The following is a 15,142-nucleotide window of genomic DNA, read 5'->3' on the forward strand; positions in this document are numbered from 1 at the left end:
CCGAGCGCAGCGAGGGACCTGCTTTTCTGCAACGAAAAGCGCTGAAGCAGGTCCCTCGCTCCGCTCTGGATGACAATCCAAAGCACACAGAGTCCCGAACCATGACCACCCTCGCCTCCGGCTACGAACCCAAAGATTTCGAATCCCGCCTTTACGCCGAGTGGGAAGCGAGCGGCGTCTTCGCGCCGCAGGGCGACGGTCCCGCATACACGATCCTGCTGCCGCCGCCGAACGTCACCGGCACGCTGCACATGGGCCACGCGTTCCAGCACACGCTGCAGGACGCGCTGATCCGCTACCACCGCATGCGCGGCCATCGCACGCTGTGGCAGATGGGCACCGACCACGCCGGCATCGCGACCGAGATGGTGGTGTCGCGCAACCTGCAGATCGCCGGCCAGGGCGAGACCCGCGATTCGCTGGGCCGTGAGAAGTTCATCGACCGCGTGTGGGAGTGGAAGCAGCAGTCCGGCGGCACGATCGAGCGCCAGATGCGTCGCCTCGGCACCTCCGGCGACTGGACGCGCAGCGTGTTCACCATGGACCCGATGGCCTCCGACGCGGTGATCGAAGCCTTCGTGAAGCTGTACGAGCAGGGTCTGATCTATCGCGGCCAGAAGCTGGTCAACTGGGATCCCGTTCTGAAGACCGCGATCTCCGACCTCGAAGTGGTCAGCGAGGAAGAGAACGGCTTCCTGTGGTCGATCGCCTACCCACTGGCGAACGGCGAGACCTACGAGCACGTCGAGCACGATGCCGACGGCAACGAAACCCTGCGCGAGACCCGCGACTACCTGATTGTCGCCACCACCCGCCCCGAGACCATGCTCGGCGACACCGCGGTGATGGTGCATCCCGAAGACCCGCGCTACACGCACCTGATCGGCAAGACCGTGATCCTGCCGCTGTGCGACCGCGAGTTGCCGATCATCGCCGACGACTACGTCGACCGCGCCTTCGGCACCGGCGTGGTGAAGGTGACGCCCGCGCACGATTTCAACGACAACGCGGTGGGGCATCGCCACAACCTGCCGATGATCAACATCTTCACCGACGATGCGACGGTGAACGACAACGCGCCGGAACAGTATCGCGGTCTGGATCGCTTCGAGGCGCGCAAGGTGATCGTGTCGCAGCTCGAAGCCGCCGGTCGTCTCATCGAAACCAAGCCACACAAGCTGCAGGTGCCGCGTGGCGACCGTACCGGCCAGGTGATCGAGCCCTATCTGACCGACCAGTGGTTCGTGGCGATGGACCAGTTCGCGCGTCGCGGCATGGAGCTGGTCGAGAACGGTTCGGTGAAATTCGTGCCGCCGAACTGGATCAACACCTATCGCCACTGGATGGAGAACATCCAGGACTGGTGCATCAGCCGCCAGCTGTGGTGGGGTCATCGCATACCGGCGTGGTACGACGAGGCCGGCAACGTGCACGTGGGCCGCAACGAGGCCGAAGTGCGCGCGAAGGTCGGTGACATCCCGCTGCGCCAGGACAACGACGTCCTCGAAACCTGGTTCTCCTCCGGCCTGTGGCCGATCAGCACGATGGGCTGGCCGAACGCGGAGCTCATGCAGGAACGCGGCTTCGACCAGTGCGTGCCCTCGTCGGTGCTGGTGACCGGCTTCGACATCATCTTCTTCTGGGTCGCGCGCATGATCGTGATGACCGACCACTTCATGGCCGAAGGCACGCCGGATGCCGAGCGCGTGCCGTTCCGCGACGTGTACATCACCGGCCTCGTCCGCGACAAGGACGGCAACAAGATGTCGAAGTCGAAGGGCAACATCCTAGACCCGCTCGACATCATCGACGGCATCAGCGAGGAAGAGCTGGTTGCGAAGCGCACCACCGGCCTGATGAATCCGAAGATGGCCGCCGGCATCGAGAAAGCCACCCGCAAGGAATTCGGCGGCGGCATCGCCCCGCACGGCGCCGACGCGCTGCGCTTCACCATGGCCGCGCTCGCCGGTCCGGGCCGCGACATCAAGTTCGACATGGCCCGCTGCGAGGGCTATAAGAACTTCTGCAACAAGCTGTGGAACGCGACTCGCTTCGCGCTGATGAACACCGAAGGCTTCGCCACCACCGGCGCGCCGCAGCCGAAGACCGACGCCGAGCGCTGGATCCTCTCGCGCCTGGCCAAGGTCAGCGCCGAAGCCGGCGAGCATTTCGCGAGCTATCGCTTCGACCTGCTGTCGCAGGCGCTGTACGAATTTGCGTGGAACGAGTTCTGCGACTGGTTCGTGGAACTGGCCAAGCCGGCGCTCGCCGGCAGCGATGCCGAGGCCGCGAACAGCACCCGCCACACCCTGCTGCACGTGCTGGAATCGCTGCTGCGCCTGCTGCATCCGTTGACCCCGTTCGTGACCGAGGAACTGTGGCGCCACGTCGCGCCGAAGCTGGGCATCGCCGACACCAGCATCTGCGTGCGTCGCTATCCGCAGGCCGAAGACTTCGGCGCCGAGGGTTACGCGTCCGCCGAAGCCGACATCGAATGGTTCAAGGCCGTGGTCTCCGCCGTGCGCAGCATCCGCAGCGTGCTCGGCATCTCGCCGTCGAAGCAGGTGTCGCTGCTGTTCCGCGGCGGCAGTGCCGACGATGCAGCGCGCATCGCGAAGTTCTCGGCGCAGCTCACGTTCCTGCTGAAGCTCGAACGCATCGAGACCATCGGCGATGAACCGCCGCCGGCCGCGCCCGCCGTGGTCGGCGACCTGCAGCTGTTCGTGCCGCTGGAAGGCCTGGTCGACCTCGACGCCGAACGCGCGCGCCTCGACAAGGAGATCGCGAAGGTCGCGGGCGAGAAGGACAAGAGCGAAGCCAAGCTCGCGAAATTCGGCGGCAACGTGCCCCCGGCGGTGGTCGAGCAGGAACGCGTCCGTCTCGCCGAGTGGACCACTAAGCTCGACGCCCTGCAGGCACAGCGCGCGCGCCTGGGCTGAGCGATGCACCTGTAGAGCGGACCTTGGTCCGCTCCGCTTTTCACTGGCCATCAGCGGACTTTGGCTCGCTCGGCTTTTCGCTGGCAATCAGCGAACCCTGGTCCGCTCGCACGTGTCGAAGGGCATGAGCGGACCAAGGTCCGCTCTACAACAGCAGCGGCGCGATCACGCGTCGGGCAGCAGCTCCATCGCCATCACGATCGCGTCCTCGCGGCCCATGTTCGCAGGGTAGTAGCGCGGGCGGCGGCCGATCTCGTTGAAGCCCTCGGCGAAATACAGCCCGATCGCGCGCGGATTCGACGGCCGCACTTCCAGGAAAATGCGCTCGGCGCGATGCATGCGCGCGACCTGCACCAGGCTGCGCAGCAGGCGCCGGCCGTGGCCGCGCCCGTGTTCCAGCGGGTCGATGCAGATGTTGAGGATATGCCCCTCGCCTGCGGCGATGCTGATGATGCCGTAGCCGATGATGACCTCGCCGCGAACCAGCAGCCAGGACGGATACGCCGCGCGCAGGCAGTCGCGGAAGATGCCGGCGGTCCACGGGAACGGATAGGCGCGGACCTCGATGGCCATCACCGCGTCGACATCGTCTTCGCGCATCGCGCGCAGCTGGAGTGGCGCGAGCGCGTCCGCGAAGTCGTCCGGCGGCAGCGGCGCCGCGCTCATGTCCCGCGACGCCTCAATCCGCGCAGACGCGGCCACAGCGCGCGCTTGGCGCGCGGGTCGGCGCGCAGCGCCTGCGGCGACGGCCAGGTCGGTGCGTCGCGCAGCGCGTCGGGATCATCGCGATGGCGCGCGGCCGCGCGCAGCAGCGCCTCCACCAGCGGGTCGTCCGGCCATTCGAACGGAATCGCATGCGCGGTCCCGGGCAGCGCGATCGCCAGCCGGTCGAGCGAATGCCCCAGCGCCGCGAGCACCTCGCGCTGCACCGGATCCCATTGCGGCGCCGCGCTCATTCGGCCGCCACCGGGCGCCGGGCCTGGCGGCGAGCGAGCAGCGGCCCGAAGATCGCGAAGCCGGCCGTGGCGGCGAGCAGCACCTTCGGGGCGTCGATCACCAGGCCGATGATGACCGCGAGCAGCACCAGCAGGGCCAGGAACGGCACCCGCTCGCCCTGCGGACCGGGCTTGCCCCCCTTGAAGCTGGGGTAGCGGAAGCGGCTGACCATCAGCAGGCCGGCCGCGACGGTCACGGCCAGCGCGGCATACCGCACGTCCTCGCCCGCCCAGCCCAGGTCGTGCATCACCCAGACGAAGCTCGCCATCAGGCCGGCCGCAGCCGGGCTGGGCAGGCCGATGAACCAGCGTTTGTCGACGGTGCCGACCTGGCTGTTGAAGCGCGCCAGGCGCAGCGCGGCGCAGGCGGCGTAGAGGAAGGCGCCCAGCCAGCCGATCTTGCCCAGGGTCGGGCTGTCCAGGCGCATCGCCTCCAACGCCCAGTGGTACATCACCAGCGACGGCGCCATGCCGAAGCTGATGAGGTCGGACAGCGAGTCGTACTGCACCCCGAATTCGCTCTGCGTGTTGGTCATCCGCGCGACGCGGCCGTCCAGTCCGTCGAGCACGGCCGCGATGAAGATCGCGATGCAGGCCGGCTCGTAGCGCCCCTGCGAGGCGGCGATGATCGCGAAGAAGCCGGAGAAGAGCGCCGCCGTGGTGAACAGGTTCGGCAGCAGGTAGATGCCGCGCGGACGGCGGGGCGGCAAGGGCGCGTGTTCGGGTTCCATGGCCGCAGTGTATCCGGCGGCGGGCGGCCATGGCATTGCGTGAGCCACGTCACGCCAGCAACCGGGCCCAGCCGCTCTCCTGGCACGGTTCGGCGCGAAAAGTGACGGGGGACACGCTCGATGCTTGCACCCGCCCCCGGCGGAGTGATGCAATCCCCGGGCCCCCACCGGTCGCCTGCAGGTATCGCCATGAACCGCGCCATCATCCCCGCCCTCGCCGCCTCGGCACTCGCCCTGGCCCTGGCTGCACCGGCGAGCGCCTGGCAGCAGGTGTACAAGTGGAAGGACGCCAACGGCGTCACCCACTACTCCCAGAACCCGCCGCCGGCCGGCAAGTTCGAGTCGCGGACCATCGTCGACCGCCAGCCGACCGCCACCAGCGGCCCCCAGCCGGGCGACAAGCCCGCCGAATCGACGCAGTGCGCCCGCGCGCGCAGCAACATCGACCTGATCAACAGCGGCGTGGCCCTCAAGGTCGACAGCGACAACGACGGCAAGCCCGACCGCGACATCAACGAGGCCGAGCGCAAGCGCCAGCTCGACATCAACCAGATCGTGCTGCGCGCCAACTGCAGCGCCCCGGCCAGCGGCCAGAAGGGCGGCAAGTCCGAGCCCGCGCCGCCGCCGAACACCAACGCCTTCTGAGCCCGCGCCACGGGGCCGGCGCGCGCCCGGACGGGCCTGCGGACCCCGGGTCGGCCGACATCGGGCACAATGGGGGCTTCGTGTCCGCTCCCCACAAATCCCCATGCGCCTCTCGCAGTTCCATCTCCGCACCGAAAAGGAAACGCCCGCAGATGCCGAGGTCGTCAGCCATCAGCTGATGCTCCGCGCCGGCATGCTGCGCAAGCTCGCCGCCGGCCTGTACACCTGGAGCCCGCTGGGCCTGCGCGTGCTGCGCAAGGTGGAGACCGTCGTCCGCGAGGAAATGAACCGCGCCGGCGCGGTCGAACTGCTGATGCCGACGATCCAGCCGCGCGAGCTGTGGGAAGAGACCGGCCGCTGGCAGAAATTCGGCGGGCAGCTGCTGAAGATCAAGGACCGCAAGGAGGCCGAATACTGCTACGGCCCCACCGCCGAGGAAGTGGTCACCGATTTCGCCCGCCAGGAAATCAGCAGCTACAAGCAGCTGCCGGTGAACTTCTACAACATCCAGTGGAAGTTCCGCGACGAGATCCGTCCGCGCTTCGGCGTGATGCGCGCGCGCGAATTCCTGATGAAGGACGCGTATTCGTTCCATATCGACGATGCCTCGCTCGATGCCGAATACCGAAACATGTACGACACCTACGCGCGCATCTTCACCCGCCTGGGCCTGAAGTTCCGTGCGGTGTTCGCCGACACCGGCGCGATCGGCGGCAGCGCGTCGCACGAATTCCACGTCATCGCCGATTCGGGCGAGGACGCCATCGCGTATTCCGATACGTCGGAATACGCGGCCAACGTCGAACTCGCGGAAGCCGTGTCGCCGGGCGAACGCGCCGACGCCACCGAAACGATGCGCAAGGTCGATACGCCGACGCAGAAGACCTGCGAGGACGTCGCCGCGCTGCTCGGCATCGCGCTGACGCGCACGGTGAAGTCGGTCGCGCTGATGGGCACCGATGCCGAAGGCCAGCCGCAGTTCGTGCTCGCGCTGGTGCGCGGCGACCACATGGTCAACGAGATCAAGCTGTCGAAGGTGCCCGGCCTGGCGGATTACCGCATGGCCACCGAAGCGGAAATCCTCGAACATCTCGGCAGCGAGCCGGGCTTCCTCGGCCCCGTGAAGCCGGCGAAGGCGATCCGAATCGTCGCAGACCGCAGCGTCGCGGCGATGCACGATTTCGTGGTCGGCGCGAACGAAGCGGGCTTCCACCTCGCCGGCGTGAACTGGGGCCGCGACCTGCCCGTGCCCGATGAAATCGCGGACATCCGCAACGTCGTCGCAGGCGATCCCTCGCCCTGCGGCAACGGCACGCTGGGCATCGCGCGCGGCATCGAGGTCGGCCATGTCTTCGCGCTGGGTCGCAAGTATTCCGAAGCGATGAAGTGCACCGTGCTGGACGCGAACGGCAAGGCCGTCACGCCGGCGATGGGCTGCTATGGCATCGGCGTCAGCCGCATCGTCGCCGCCGCGATCGAACAGAACCACGACGACAACGGCATCGTCTGGCCGGACGCGATGGCGCCGTGGCAGGTCGCCGTGTGCTTGATCAACCCGAAGAACGATGCCAACGTCGCCGCTGCGGCGCAGGCGCTGTACGACGACCTGAACGCTGCCGGCCTCGACGCGCTGCTCGACGATCGCGGCCTGCGCCCGGGCGCGATGTTCGCCGACATCGAGCTGATCGGCATCCCGCACCGTGTGGTGGTGTCCGAACGCGGCCTCGCCGCGGGCACCTTCGAATATCGCGCGCGCGTCGCCAGCGAAGCGGAGCAGCTCGACCGCGCCGCGCTGTTCGAGCGGCTGTCGCGCCGCTGAGGGAAAATCCCGCGGCGCCCGCCGGCGTCGGCCGGAAAATGGTGGGGTCGCGGCGGATAATCCGCCGCGACCCGGAAAAAACCCTGCGCCGGCTTTTTTTGATTATCATCCGTGCGCCGCGTGGATGCGCGGCTTCCCCTGATTTTCGGAGTGTTTATGGCATTCGATTTGAAAGATCTGACCGAGAAGGACCTGAAGGCGTTGATCACGCAAGCCAAGAAGCAGCAGTCCGCGCTGAACAAGCGGAAACCGATCGCCGTGGTCCGCAAGAAACTGACTTCGCTCGCGAAAGCAGAGGGCTATACGATCGCCGAGTTGTTCGGCGGCAAGGCGCCGGCGGGGAAAAAGGCAGCGAAACAGGCCGGCACCACGACGCGCAAGGTCGCGCCGAAGTACCGCAACCCGGCCAATCCGAAGGAGACCTGGAGCGGTCGCGGCAAGCAGCCGCGCTGGCTCGCCGAGCAGGTCAAGAAGGGCAAGAAGCCCGAGGATTTCCTGATCAAGAAGTGAGATCGCCTCGCTTCGACGCGTTGGAAACGCCGGCCATCGCGCCGGCGTTTTTCGTTGCGGGCGTGGTTCCGTCGGATCAGAGATTGCGCCGTGTCGGGATCAGGATATTCCCGAACAGCAGGCCTGCGACCAGGGCGAGCAGGATATTCAATGCCGCCAGCGCGGCAGCCTGGCCCGCGCCCATGCTCTGCTCCTGCACCACCGCGAGCAGGCCGCGCAGGCTGGCGCTGCCGGGCACCAGCATGACGATTCCGGGCAGGCGCACCAGCGCCCCGGGCAGGTTGAACCAGCGCGCATACGCATTGCCGGCTGCGGTCATGACCAGCGCGGCGACGAACACGCCAGCCGTGCTGCCCCAGGCGCCACCGACGAATTTCGAGATCAGGTAGCCGCTCGCTGCAGACAGCATCACTAGCGGGTAATGCCGGCGATTGCTGCGGAACAGCACCGCGAAGGCAAAAGCGCCGAGCAGCAGCGCGATCCATTCGACCCAGTCGGGCTGCGGTCGCAGCGGACGGATCTGCGGCTGCAGGCCGATCATCTCGGCGGCGGTCAGCGCCACCATCATGCCGATCGCCAGCTTGAGGATGGTGCTCATCGCACCGGCGAAGCGCGCCGTGCCGGAGACCAGGTTCTGGTTGGTCAGCTCGTTCACCGCATTGGTCAGCGCCATGCCGGGCATGAGAACGATCAGCGAGGAAATGATGACCGTGTTGAGGTTCAACGGGCCGATGAAACTCGCGACCAGCACCGCGATGCCACCTGCGAACATCGCCGCCAGCGCATCGCTGGCTTCCTTCAGGCGCGGCCGGTTCTGCGTGGCGAGGTCAAGCAGACCGAGCAGCACGCCGGTGAGGCCGGCCGTCGCGATATCCAGCCAGGGCAGGCGCCAGAGGCCGGCCACCGCCGCAGCGGTGAGGCCGAAGGCGAAGATCGCCATGGCCCTGCCCCGCCAGCTACCCGGCCGGTCCAGGGCCTGCAGCGCGCGATGCCCCTCCTCCAGGTCCATCTGGCCGGTCACGACATCGTCGGCGATGCGATCGGCCTCGCACAGCTTGTACAGGTCGGTCTCACCCGGCGACAGGCGCACCACGCGCACGGTGTCGTGCGGGGCGCGGCCGCTCTGGCCGAAGGACAGGATCATGCCGGTGGGGTTCGACCAGGCCCCGCATTCCAGGCCCAGCTTCGCCGCGACCGCCGTCACCGCGCCTTCCAGGCGATGCGCCGTGGTGCCATAGGCGTGCAGGCGGCTGGCCAGTTCGACCACGAAATCGACGCGGGTCACGAAGTCGTGCTGTGCGAACTGCTGCGCCATGTCGCCGGACTGCCAAGGGGTGCGACACGATAGCGCACGCGGCCGTCGCGCCGCGACCCGCCGGCCCGGCTGGACGCGCCACGCCGCGATCGACGATGCGGCCCGAAACGCAAAGAGCCGGGTTTCCCCGGCTCTTTGCGTATTCGATGCGGAGGACCGCGCTTAGAGCGCCGCCTGCAGCTCCGGCAGCACCTTGAACAGGTCGCCGACCAGGCCGATGTCGGCGATCTCGAAGATCGGCGCATCGGCGTCCTTGTTGATCGCCACGATCGTGCCGGCGTCCTTGATGCCGGTCAGGTGCTGGATCGCGCCGCTGATGCCGACCGCGACGTACAGCTCCGGGGCGATGATCTTGCCGGTCTGGCCGACCTGCAGTTCGTTCGGCACGTAGCCGGCGTCGACCGCCGCGCGCGACGCACCGACCGCAGCGCCGAGCTTGTCGGCGAGGTCGTACACGATCTTGAAGTTCTCGGCGGAACCGACGCCACGGCCACCGGAGACCACGCGACCGGCGCTCTGCAGGTCCGGGCGGTCCGACTTGCCGGCGGCGAGGCCGACGTAGCGGGTGTGGGTCGGCAGCGCGACATCGACGCCCAGCGCTTCGACGGCGGCGCTGCCGCCGCGCGCGGCTTCCGCCCACGAGGCGGTGCGCACGGTGGCGACCACGACGCGGTCGGCGGCGGCTTCGACGGTGATGATCGCGTTGCCGGCGTAGATCGGGCGCTTGAAGGTGTGGCTGCCTTCGACGGCCATGATGTCGGAGACCTGCGACACGCCGAGCAGCGCGGCGACGCAAGGCATCAGGTCCTTGCCGAAGGTGGTGCTGGGACCGAAGACGTGGCTGTAGCCGGCGGCGGCCTTCGCGACCTGCGGCGCCTGCACCTGGGCGATGGCGTTGGCATTGGCGGCGTTGGCGACCACGAGCACCCTGGTCACGCCGGCGATCTGCGCGGCTTCGGCAGCGACGCCGGCCGGATCGGCGGCGAGCACCAGCACGTCGATGGACGCGGGATTCAGCGCCTTCGCCGCGGTGACGCACTTGGCGGTGGACGCATTGAGCTTGCCGTCGTGGTGTTCGGCAACGATGAGAACCGTGGTCATTACAGGAGCCCCTTCGCCTTGAGTGCGGCGACCAGTTCGGCCGCGTCCTTCACCATCACGCCCTTGCTGCGCTTGGCCGGCGGGGCGTAGTGGGTGGTCTTGTTGGTGTCGCCCGATTCGACGCCGAGGTCGGCGAACGCGATGGTCTCGAGCGGCTTGCTCTTGGCCTTCATGATGTCCGGCAGCTTGATGAAGCGCGGCTCGTTCAGGCGCAGGTCGGTGGTGACGACCGCCGGCAGGTCCACGTCGAGGGTTTCGAGGCCGGCGTCGACCTCGCGGACCACGGTGGCCTTGCCGTCTGCGATGTCGAGCTTGCCGGCGAAGGTCGCCTGCGGGCGGCCCCACAGCGTGGCCAGCATCTGGCCGGTCTGGTTGGCGTCGTCGTCGATCGCCTGCTTGCCGAGGATGACCAGGTCGGGCTGTTCGCGTTCGACCAGCTTGAGCAGCGCGCGCGCGGCGGTCAGCGATTCCATCGGCTGGTCGTTGACGACGTGGATGGCGCGGTTGGCGCCCATCGCCAGGCCGTTGCGCAGGTGCGGCTGGGCGTCGGCCGGGGCGATCGTGGCGACCACGACCTCGGTGGCGATGCCCTTGTCGCGCAGGCGCAGGGCTTCTTCCAGCGCGATGTCGTCGAAGGGATTGGGCGACAGCTTGACGCCGTCAGTGATCACGCCGGAGCCGTCCGGCTTGACCTGGATGCGGACGTTGTAGTCCACCACGCGCTTGTAGCCGACGAGGATCTTCATCGTTCGGGGGGTCCTGGGTGCGGAAACTGGTGAGGGAAAACCGGGGCCGGACGACGGACGGGCCGCGCCGGGCGAAGACCCGGAATTTTACCTGATCGGCCAGACCTTATCGGTCTTCGCCCGAGTGGTTGCTCGGTTCCTGCGGCGGTATACGGAATGCGCGATCCGCCGGTTGCGAGGTCCGGGGATGCGTGGCCGGACGCGCGACTCAGGTCGCGATCCGTCGCCGCAGCGCGTCGACGAAGCGATCGGCCGCACCCGGCGATTCGGCGAAGAACAGCGAGGGCTCGGTCAGTTCCAGCTCCAGCAGGGTCGGCCGGCCATCGGCATCGCGGATCAGGTCGACCCGGGCATAGAGCGGGTCGGCGCCGGTGCGGGCGCGCAGCGCAGCGAGCACGGCCTCGCCGGTGGCCAGTTCGTCGGGATCGGGGGTGCGCGGGGCGATGGCATCGGGGAGGTCGGCATGGTCCGCGCCGTCCTGCCCGGGCCGCAGCAGGGCGGCCTTGCGGATCGCGTGGCTGAACGCGCCATCGAAATAGAGCAGCGCGGTCTCGCCGCGGCTGTCGACAGCGTCGAGATAGGGCTGCAGCATGGCCGCGCGCCCGGCGGCGAGCAGCCGACCGACGTGGTTGGCGGCGACCAGGGCTTCGTCGCGACGGTAGCGCTGGGTGTCGGCCGAGCCGGCGCTGACGGTCGGCTTGACCACCAGCTCGGCGGCATCGGCGAAAGCCGCCAAGGCGGCGTCCAGCGCCGGCAGCGGCTCGGCGTCGGGTTCGACGAAGCGCGTCGGCACCACCGGCACCCCGGCATCGGCCAGATCGGCGAGGTAGTGCTTGTCGGTGTTCCAGCGGACCACGTCGAGCGGGTTGAGCAGGCGGGTGGCGGCATCGGCGCGCGCGCACCAGGCCAGGAATTCGGGCAGCCGCGCGTGGTAGTCCCAGGGCGAGCGCAGCACGGCGAGGTCATGGCGCGACCAGGACACCGTGGAGTCGTCCCAGGCCAGGACGTCGGCATCGAGGCCGGCCCGCGCGCAGGCCTCCAGCAGCGGCGGCATGTCCTCGTCGCGGTGCAGCGTGGCGATGGCGGTGACGAAGGCGATGCGCGGCATGGCGGGACCGGACGACGGGAAGACCACCAGTCTAGGGCCTGCGCACGACGCGCCACAGGGCGCAACGACATGCCCCAAAGTACGGTGTGTCCCGGTCACCGGCAGCCGGTAGAATCGCGGCTTTCACGGACCCCCCCGGTCCCGACAGGAGCCAGCCCCCATGCGCCGCACGGTGTCGGAATGAGCAACAGCACAGCCTCTTCCAAGGTGTTCCCCAATGCAGCCGAAGCGCTGCGCGGCCTCGTCGCCGACGACCAGACCCTCGCGGTCGGCGGTTTCGGCCTCTGCGGCATCCCCGAAGCCCTGATCGAAGCCCTGCGCGATTCCGGCGTGAAGGGCCTGACCGCGATCTCCAACAACGCGGGCGTCGACGGCTTCGGCCTCGGCATGCTGCTCGCGACGCGGCAGATCCGGAAGATGATTTCGTCCTACGTGGGCGAGAACAAGGAATTCGAGCGCCAGTTCCTCTCCGGCGAACTCGAACTGGAATTCAATCCGCAGGGCACGCTGGCCGAGCGCCTGCGCGCCGGCGGCGCGGGCATCCCCGCCTTCTTCACCGCCACCGGCTACGGCACGGTGGTCGCCGAAGGCAAGGAAACCCGCGAATTCGACGGCAAGCACTACGTCATGGAAACCGCGCTGAAGGCCGACGTGTCGCTGGTCAAGGCGTGGAAGGCCGACGCCGCCGGCAACCTGGTGTTCCGCAAGACCGCGCGCAACTTCAACCCGGCCTGCGCGATGGCCGGCAAGGTCTGCGTCGCCGAGGTCGAGGAACTGGTCGAGGTCGGCGCGCTCGATCCCGACCACATCCACCTGCCGGGCATCTACGTCGACCGCATCGTCGTCAACCCGACCCCCGAGAAGCGCATCGAGCAGCGCACCGTGCGCGCAGGAGACAAGTGATGGCCTGGACCCGCGACCAGATGGCGCAGCGCGCCGCACAGGAACTGCGCGACGGCGCCTACGTGAACCTCGGCATCGGCCTGCCGACGCTCGTCGCCAACTTCATCCCCGACGGCATGGACGTGTGGCTGCAGAGCGAGAACGGCCTGCTCGGCATCGGCCCGTTCCCGACCGAGGACGAGGTCGACGCCGACCTGATCAACGCCGGCAAGCAGACCGTCACCGCACGCGCCGGCGCCAGCTATTTCGGCAGCCACGATTCGTTCGCGATGATCCGCGGCGGGCACATCGACCTGGCCATCCTCGGCGCCATGCAGGTCACCCACAAGGGCGACCTGGCCAACTGGATGGTGCCCGGCAAGATGGTCAAGGGCATGGGCGGCGCGATGGACCTGGTGGCCGGCGTGCAGCGCGTGGTGGTGCTGATGGAGCACACCGCGAAGAACGGCGAGCACAAGATCCTGCCCGAATGCACCCTGCCGCTGACCGGCGTGGGCGTGGTCGACCGCATCATCACCGAACTGGCGGTCATGGACGTCACACCCGACGGCCTCAAGCTCGTCGAGCTGGCCCCGGACGTGACCGAAGCCGAGCTGCGCGAGAAGACCGGCGTGCCGTTCGCGGCCTGAGCCGAGCCTGCATGAATCCCCCGCTTCCGCACCGGAAGCGGGGTGGGGCCCGCCGACGCATGGCCTTACAATGGCCGCATGCTCCCGGATCCGATCCCCCTCGCCAATCAGTTGCTGATCGCCCTGCCCTCGCTGGCGGACCCCAATTTCTCGCGTGGCGTGGCGCTGGTGTGCCAGCACGACGCCGACGGCGCCATGGGCCTGCTCATCAACCGCCCGTCCGAGTACACGCTGGGCGAAGTCTTCGAGCAGATGGGCATCGCCACCGACGACCTCCGCCTGCGCGAACGCCAGGTGCTGGCCGGCGGCCCGGTCCATCCCGAGCGCGGCTTCGTCCTGCACGACGGCGCGCGCACCTGGGACTCGACGCTGAAAGTCGTCGACGGCCTGTACGTCACCACCTCGCGCGACATCCTCGAAGCCATCGCCCATGGCGACGGCCCGCCGCGCTCGACGGTGATGCTCGGCTGCGCCGGCTGGGGCGCAGGCCAGCTCGAACAGGAGCTGTCCGAGAACACCTGGCTCACCGCCGAGAGCGATGCCGAACTGCTGTTCAGCCTGCCGCTGGAAGCCCGCTGGCAGGCCGCCGCCGGCCGGATCGGCGTGGATCTCGCCCGCGTGACCGACTACAGCGGGCATGCCTGAGCCGATGTCCGAACCGACATTCGCGCATTACCTGGTCATCGATTTCGAAGCGACCTGCTGCGACCGCGGCACGGTCCCGCGCCATGCGATGGAGATCATCGAATTCGGCGTGGTGATGACGGATGCGGACTTCCGCGTCGTCGACGAATTCCAGAGTTTCATCAGACCGGTGCGGCATCCGCAGTTGACGCCGTTCTGCACGCAGCTGACCTCGATACGCCAGCAGGATGTCGACGCCGCGCCGACCTTCCCGGAATGCGTCGCGGCCTTCAAGACGTGGCTGTATCGCTATTCCGACTTCGCGTTCTGCTCCTGGGGCGATTACGACCACGTCCAGTTGCAGCAGGACAGTGATTTCCACCGCATTCCGAATCCGATCTCGGCGCCGCACGTCAATGTGAAGCGGCTGTTCACCGAGCGGCAGGGATTGAAGAAGAAATACGGCCTGGCCCAGGCCGTCGCGCTCGCGGGATTGCCGTTCTCCGGTACGCACCACCGTGGCATCGACGACGCGCGCAACATCGCCGCACTACTGCCGTATATCTTCGGCGACACGAAGGTGCGCGCATGAGCATCCCCGCCGACAGTCCGGTGCTCGCCTTCGACGTCGGCGCGCGCCGCATCGGCGTGGCCGTGGGCAGCGGCTTCGGACTGAGCGCGCGACCGCTGGCGGTGATCGACGTGCACGATGGCGTCATCGACTGGGCGCGCATCGACAAGCTGCAGCGCGAATGGCGACCGACGGGCTTCATCGTCGGTGACCCGATGACGCTCGACGGCGGCGACCAGCCGATCCGCGAGCGCGCCCGCGCCTTCGCCCATGCCCTGCGGGAACGCTTCAAGCTGCCGGTGGCGATGATGGACGAGCGCAATTCCTCGCAGGAGGCCGCGCGCCGTTTCGCCGCTGGCCGCGCCGACGGCCAGCGCCGCCGCCGCGACGCCGACCTGCTCGACGCGATGGCCGCCGCGATCATCCTCGACCGCTGGATGGCGATGCCGCAGGACGCGGTGATCCTCGACGAACCGACTTCCGATTAGCCCAAGGCCGACACCGCC

Annotated in this window: 15 protein-coding genes and 1 pseudogene; 9 read left to right on the forward strand and 7 right to left on the reverse strand. The window is 68.3% G+C overall.

The window, feature by feature from the left end:
* Positions 1-101: 101 nt before the first annotated feature.
* Positions 102-2,939 (forward strand): valine--tRNA ligase, encoded by a 2,838-nt coding sequence (locus ACFQ0E_RS00845; RefSeq protein WP_386821812.1) that lies wholly within the window; start codon positions 102-104, stop codon positions 2,937-2,939.
* Between the two features lie 165 nt (positions 2,940-3,104).
* Here ACFQ0E_RS00845 and rimI read toward each other — a convergent pair whose 3' ends face one another.
* Genes rimI through pssA form a run of 3 tightly spaced genes read right to left on the reverse strand, consistent with a single transcriptional unit; the run spans position 3,105 to position 4,665 of the window.
* A complete protein-coding gene (rimI, locus tag ACFQ0E_RS00850) occupies positions 3,105-3,605 on the reverse strand; it encodes a ribosomal protein S18-alanine N-acetyltransferase (RefSeq protein WP_386821813.1) in 501 nt (166 codons plus the stop codon).
* Complete coding sequence (locus ACFQ0E_RS00855; protein WP_386821814.1) at positions 3,602-3,895, reverse strand: hypothetical protein; 294 nt, start codon at positions 3,893-3,895, stop codon at positions 3,602-3,604. Before ACFQ0E_RS00855 ends, rimI begins: the two co-directional genes overlap by 4 nt.
* On the reverse strand, positions 3,892-4,665 hold the full coding sequence (gene pssA / locus ACFQ0E_RS00860) for a CDP-diacylglycerol--serine O-phosphatidyltransferase (protein ID WP_386821815.1): 774 nt from the start codon (positions 4,663-4,665) through the stop codon (positions 3,892-3,894). The genes ACFQ0E_RS00855 and pssA overlap by 4 nt, the downstream gene beginning before the upstream one ends.
* A gap of 189 nt (positions 4,666-4,854) precedes the next feature.
* Between pssA and ACFQ0E_RS00865 the strand changes: the two genes are divergently transcribed.
* From ACFQ0E_RS00865 to ACFQ0E_RS00875, 3 genes and pseudogenes are all read left to right on the forward strand, one after another.
* A complete protein-coding gene (locus tag ACFQ0E_RS00865; RefSeq protein WP_386821816.1) occupies positions 4,855-5,310 on the forward strand; it encodes a DUF4124 domain-containing protein in 456 nt (151 codons plus the stop codon).
* Positions 5,311-5,413: 103 nt separating this feature from the next.
* Positions 5,414-7,129, forward strand: a complete 1,716-nt coding sequence (locus tag ACFQ0E_RS00870) for a proline--tRNA ligase (RefSeq protein WP_386821817.1) — start codon at positions 5,414-5,416, stop codon at positions 7,127-7,129.
* A gap of 156 nt (positions 7,130-7,285) precedes the next feature.
* Positions 7,286-7,636, forward strand: a pseudogene (locus ACFQ0E_RS00875) (H-NS histone family protein); the annotation flags it as partial.
* Between the two features lie 79 nt (positions 7,637-7,715).
* On the opposite strand, the gene ACFQ0E_RS00880 reads toward ACFQ0E_RS00875, so the two are convergent.
* The 4 genes from ACFQ0E_RS00880 to ACFQ0E_RS00895 all read right to left on the reverse strand — a co-directional run bounded on the left by ACFQ0E_RS00880 (position 7,716) and on the right by ACFQ0E_RS00895 (position 11,909).
* Positions 7,716-8,954, reverse strand: a complete 1,239-nt coding sequence (locus tag ACFQ0E_RS00880) for a threonine/serine exporter family protein (protein WP_386821818.1) — start codon at positions 8,952-8,954, stop codon at positions 7,716-7,718.
* Between the two features lie 162 nt (positions 8,955-9,116).
* Positions 9,117-10,055, reverse strand: a complete 939-nt coding sequence (locus ACFQ0E_RS00885; RefSeq protein ID WP_386821819.1) for an electron transfer flavoprotein subunit alpha/FixB family protein — start codon at positions 10,053-10,055, stop codon at positions 9,117-9,119.
* Complete coding sequence (locus tag ACFQ0E_RS00890) at positions 10,055-10,801, reverse strand: electron transfer flavoprotein subunit beta/FixA family protein (protein WP_386821820.1); 747 nt, start codon at positions 10,799-10,801, stop codon at positions 10,055-10,057. The genes ACFQ0E_RS00885 and ACFQ0E_RS00890 overlap by 1 nt, the downstream gene beginning before the upstream one ends.
* 208 nt (positions 10,802-11,009) lie before the next feature.
* Positions 11,010-11,909, reverse strand: a complete 900-nt coding sequence (locus ACFQ0E_RS00895) for an ATP-grasp domain-containing protein (protein ID WP_386821821.1) — start codon at positions 11,907-11,909, stop codon at positions 11,010-11,012.
* A 180-nt stretch (positions 11,910-12,089) separates the two neighbouring features.
* Here ACFQ0E_RS00895 and ACFQ0E_RS00900 point away from each other — a divergent pair, with 180 nt between their 5' ends.
* The 5 genes from ACFQ0E_RS00900 (at position 12,090) to ruvX (ending at position 15,124) form a co-directional block, all read left to right on the forward strand.
* On the forward strand, positions 12,090-12,812 hold the full coding sequence (locus ACFQ0E_RS00900; protein WP_386821822.1) for a CoA transferase subunit A: 723 nt from the start codon (positions 12,090-12,092) through the stop codon (positions 12,810-12,812).
* Positions 12,812-13,441, forward strand: a complete 630-nt coding sequence (locus ACFQ0E_RS00905; RefSeq protein ID WP_386821823.1) for a CoA transferase subunit B — start codon at positions 12,812-12,814, stop codon at positions 13,439-13,441. The genes ACFQ0E_RS00900 and ACFQ0E_RS00905 overlap by 1 nt, the downstream gene beginning before the upstream one ends.
* A 78-nt stretch (positions 13,442-13,519) precedes the next feature.
* Positions 13,520-14,086, forward strand: coding sequence for a YqgE/AlgH family protein (locus tag ACFQ0E_RS00910; protein WP_386821824.1), 567 nt, complete (start codon positions 13,520-13,522; stop codon positions 14,084-14,086).
* Between the two features lie 4 nt (positions 14,087-14,090).
* Positions 14,091-14,657, forward strand: coding sequence for an exonuclease domain-containing protein (locus ACFQ0E_RS00915; RefSeq protein ID WP_386821825.1), 567 nt, complete (start codon positions 14,091-14,093; stop codon positions 14,655-14,657).
* Positions 14,654-15,124, forward strand: a complete 471-nt coding sequence (gene ruvX / locus ACFQ0E_RS00920) for a Holliday junction resolvase RuvX (protein ID WP_386821826.1) — start codon at positions 14,654-14,656, stop codon at positions 15,122-15,124. Before ACFQ0E_RS00915 ends, ruvX begins: the two co-directional genes overlap by 4 nt.
* Positions 15,125-15,142 lie beyond the last annotated feature (18 nt).

It is taken from the genome of Lysobacter brunescens, assembly GCF_042677005.1.
GTDB lineage: Bacteria > Pseudomonadota > Gammaproteobacteria > Xanthomonadales > Xanthomonadaceae > Lysobacter_I > Lysobacter_I brunescens.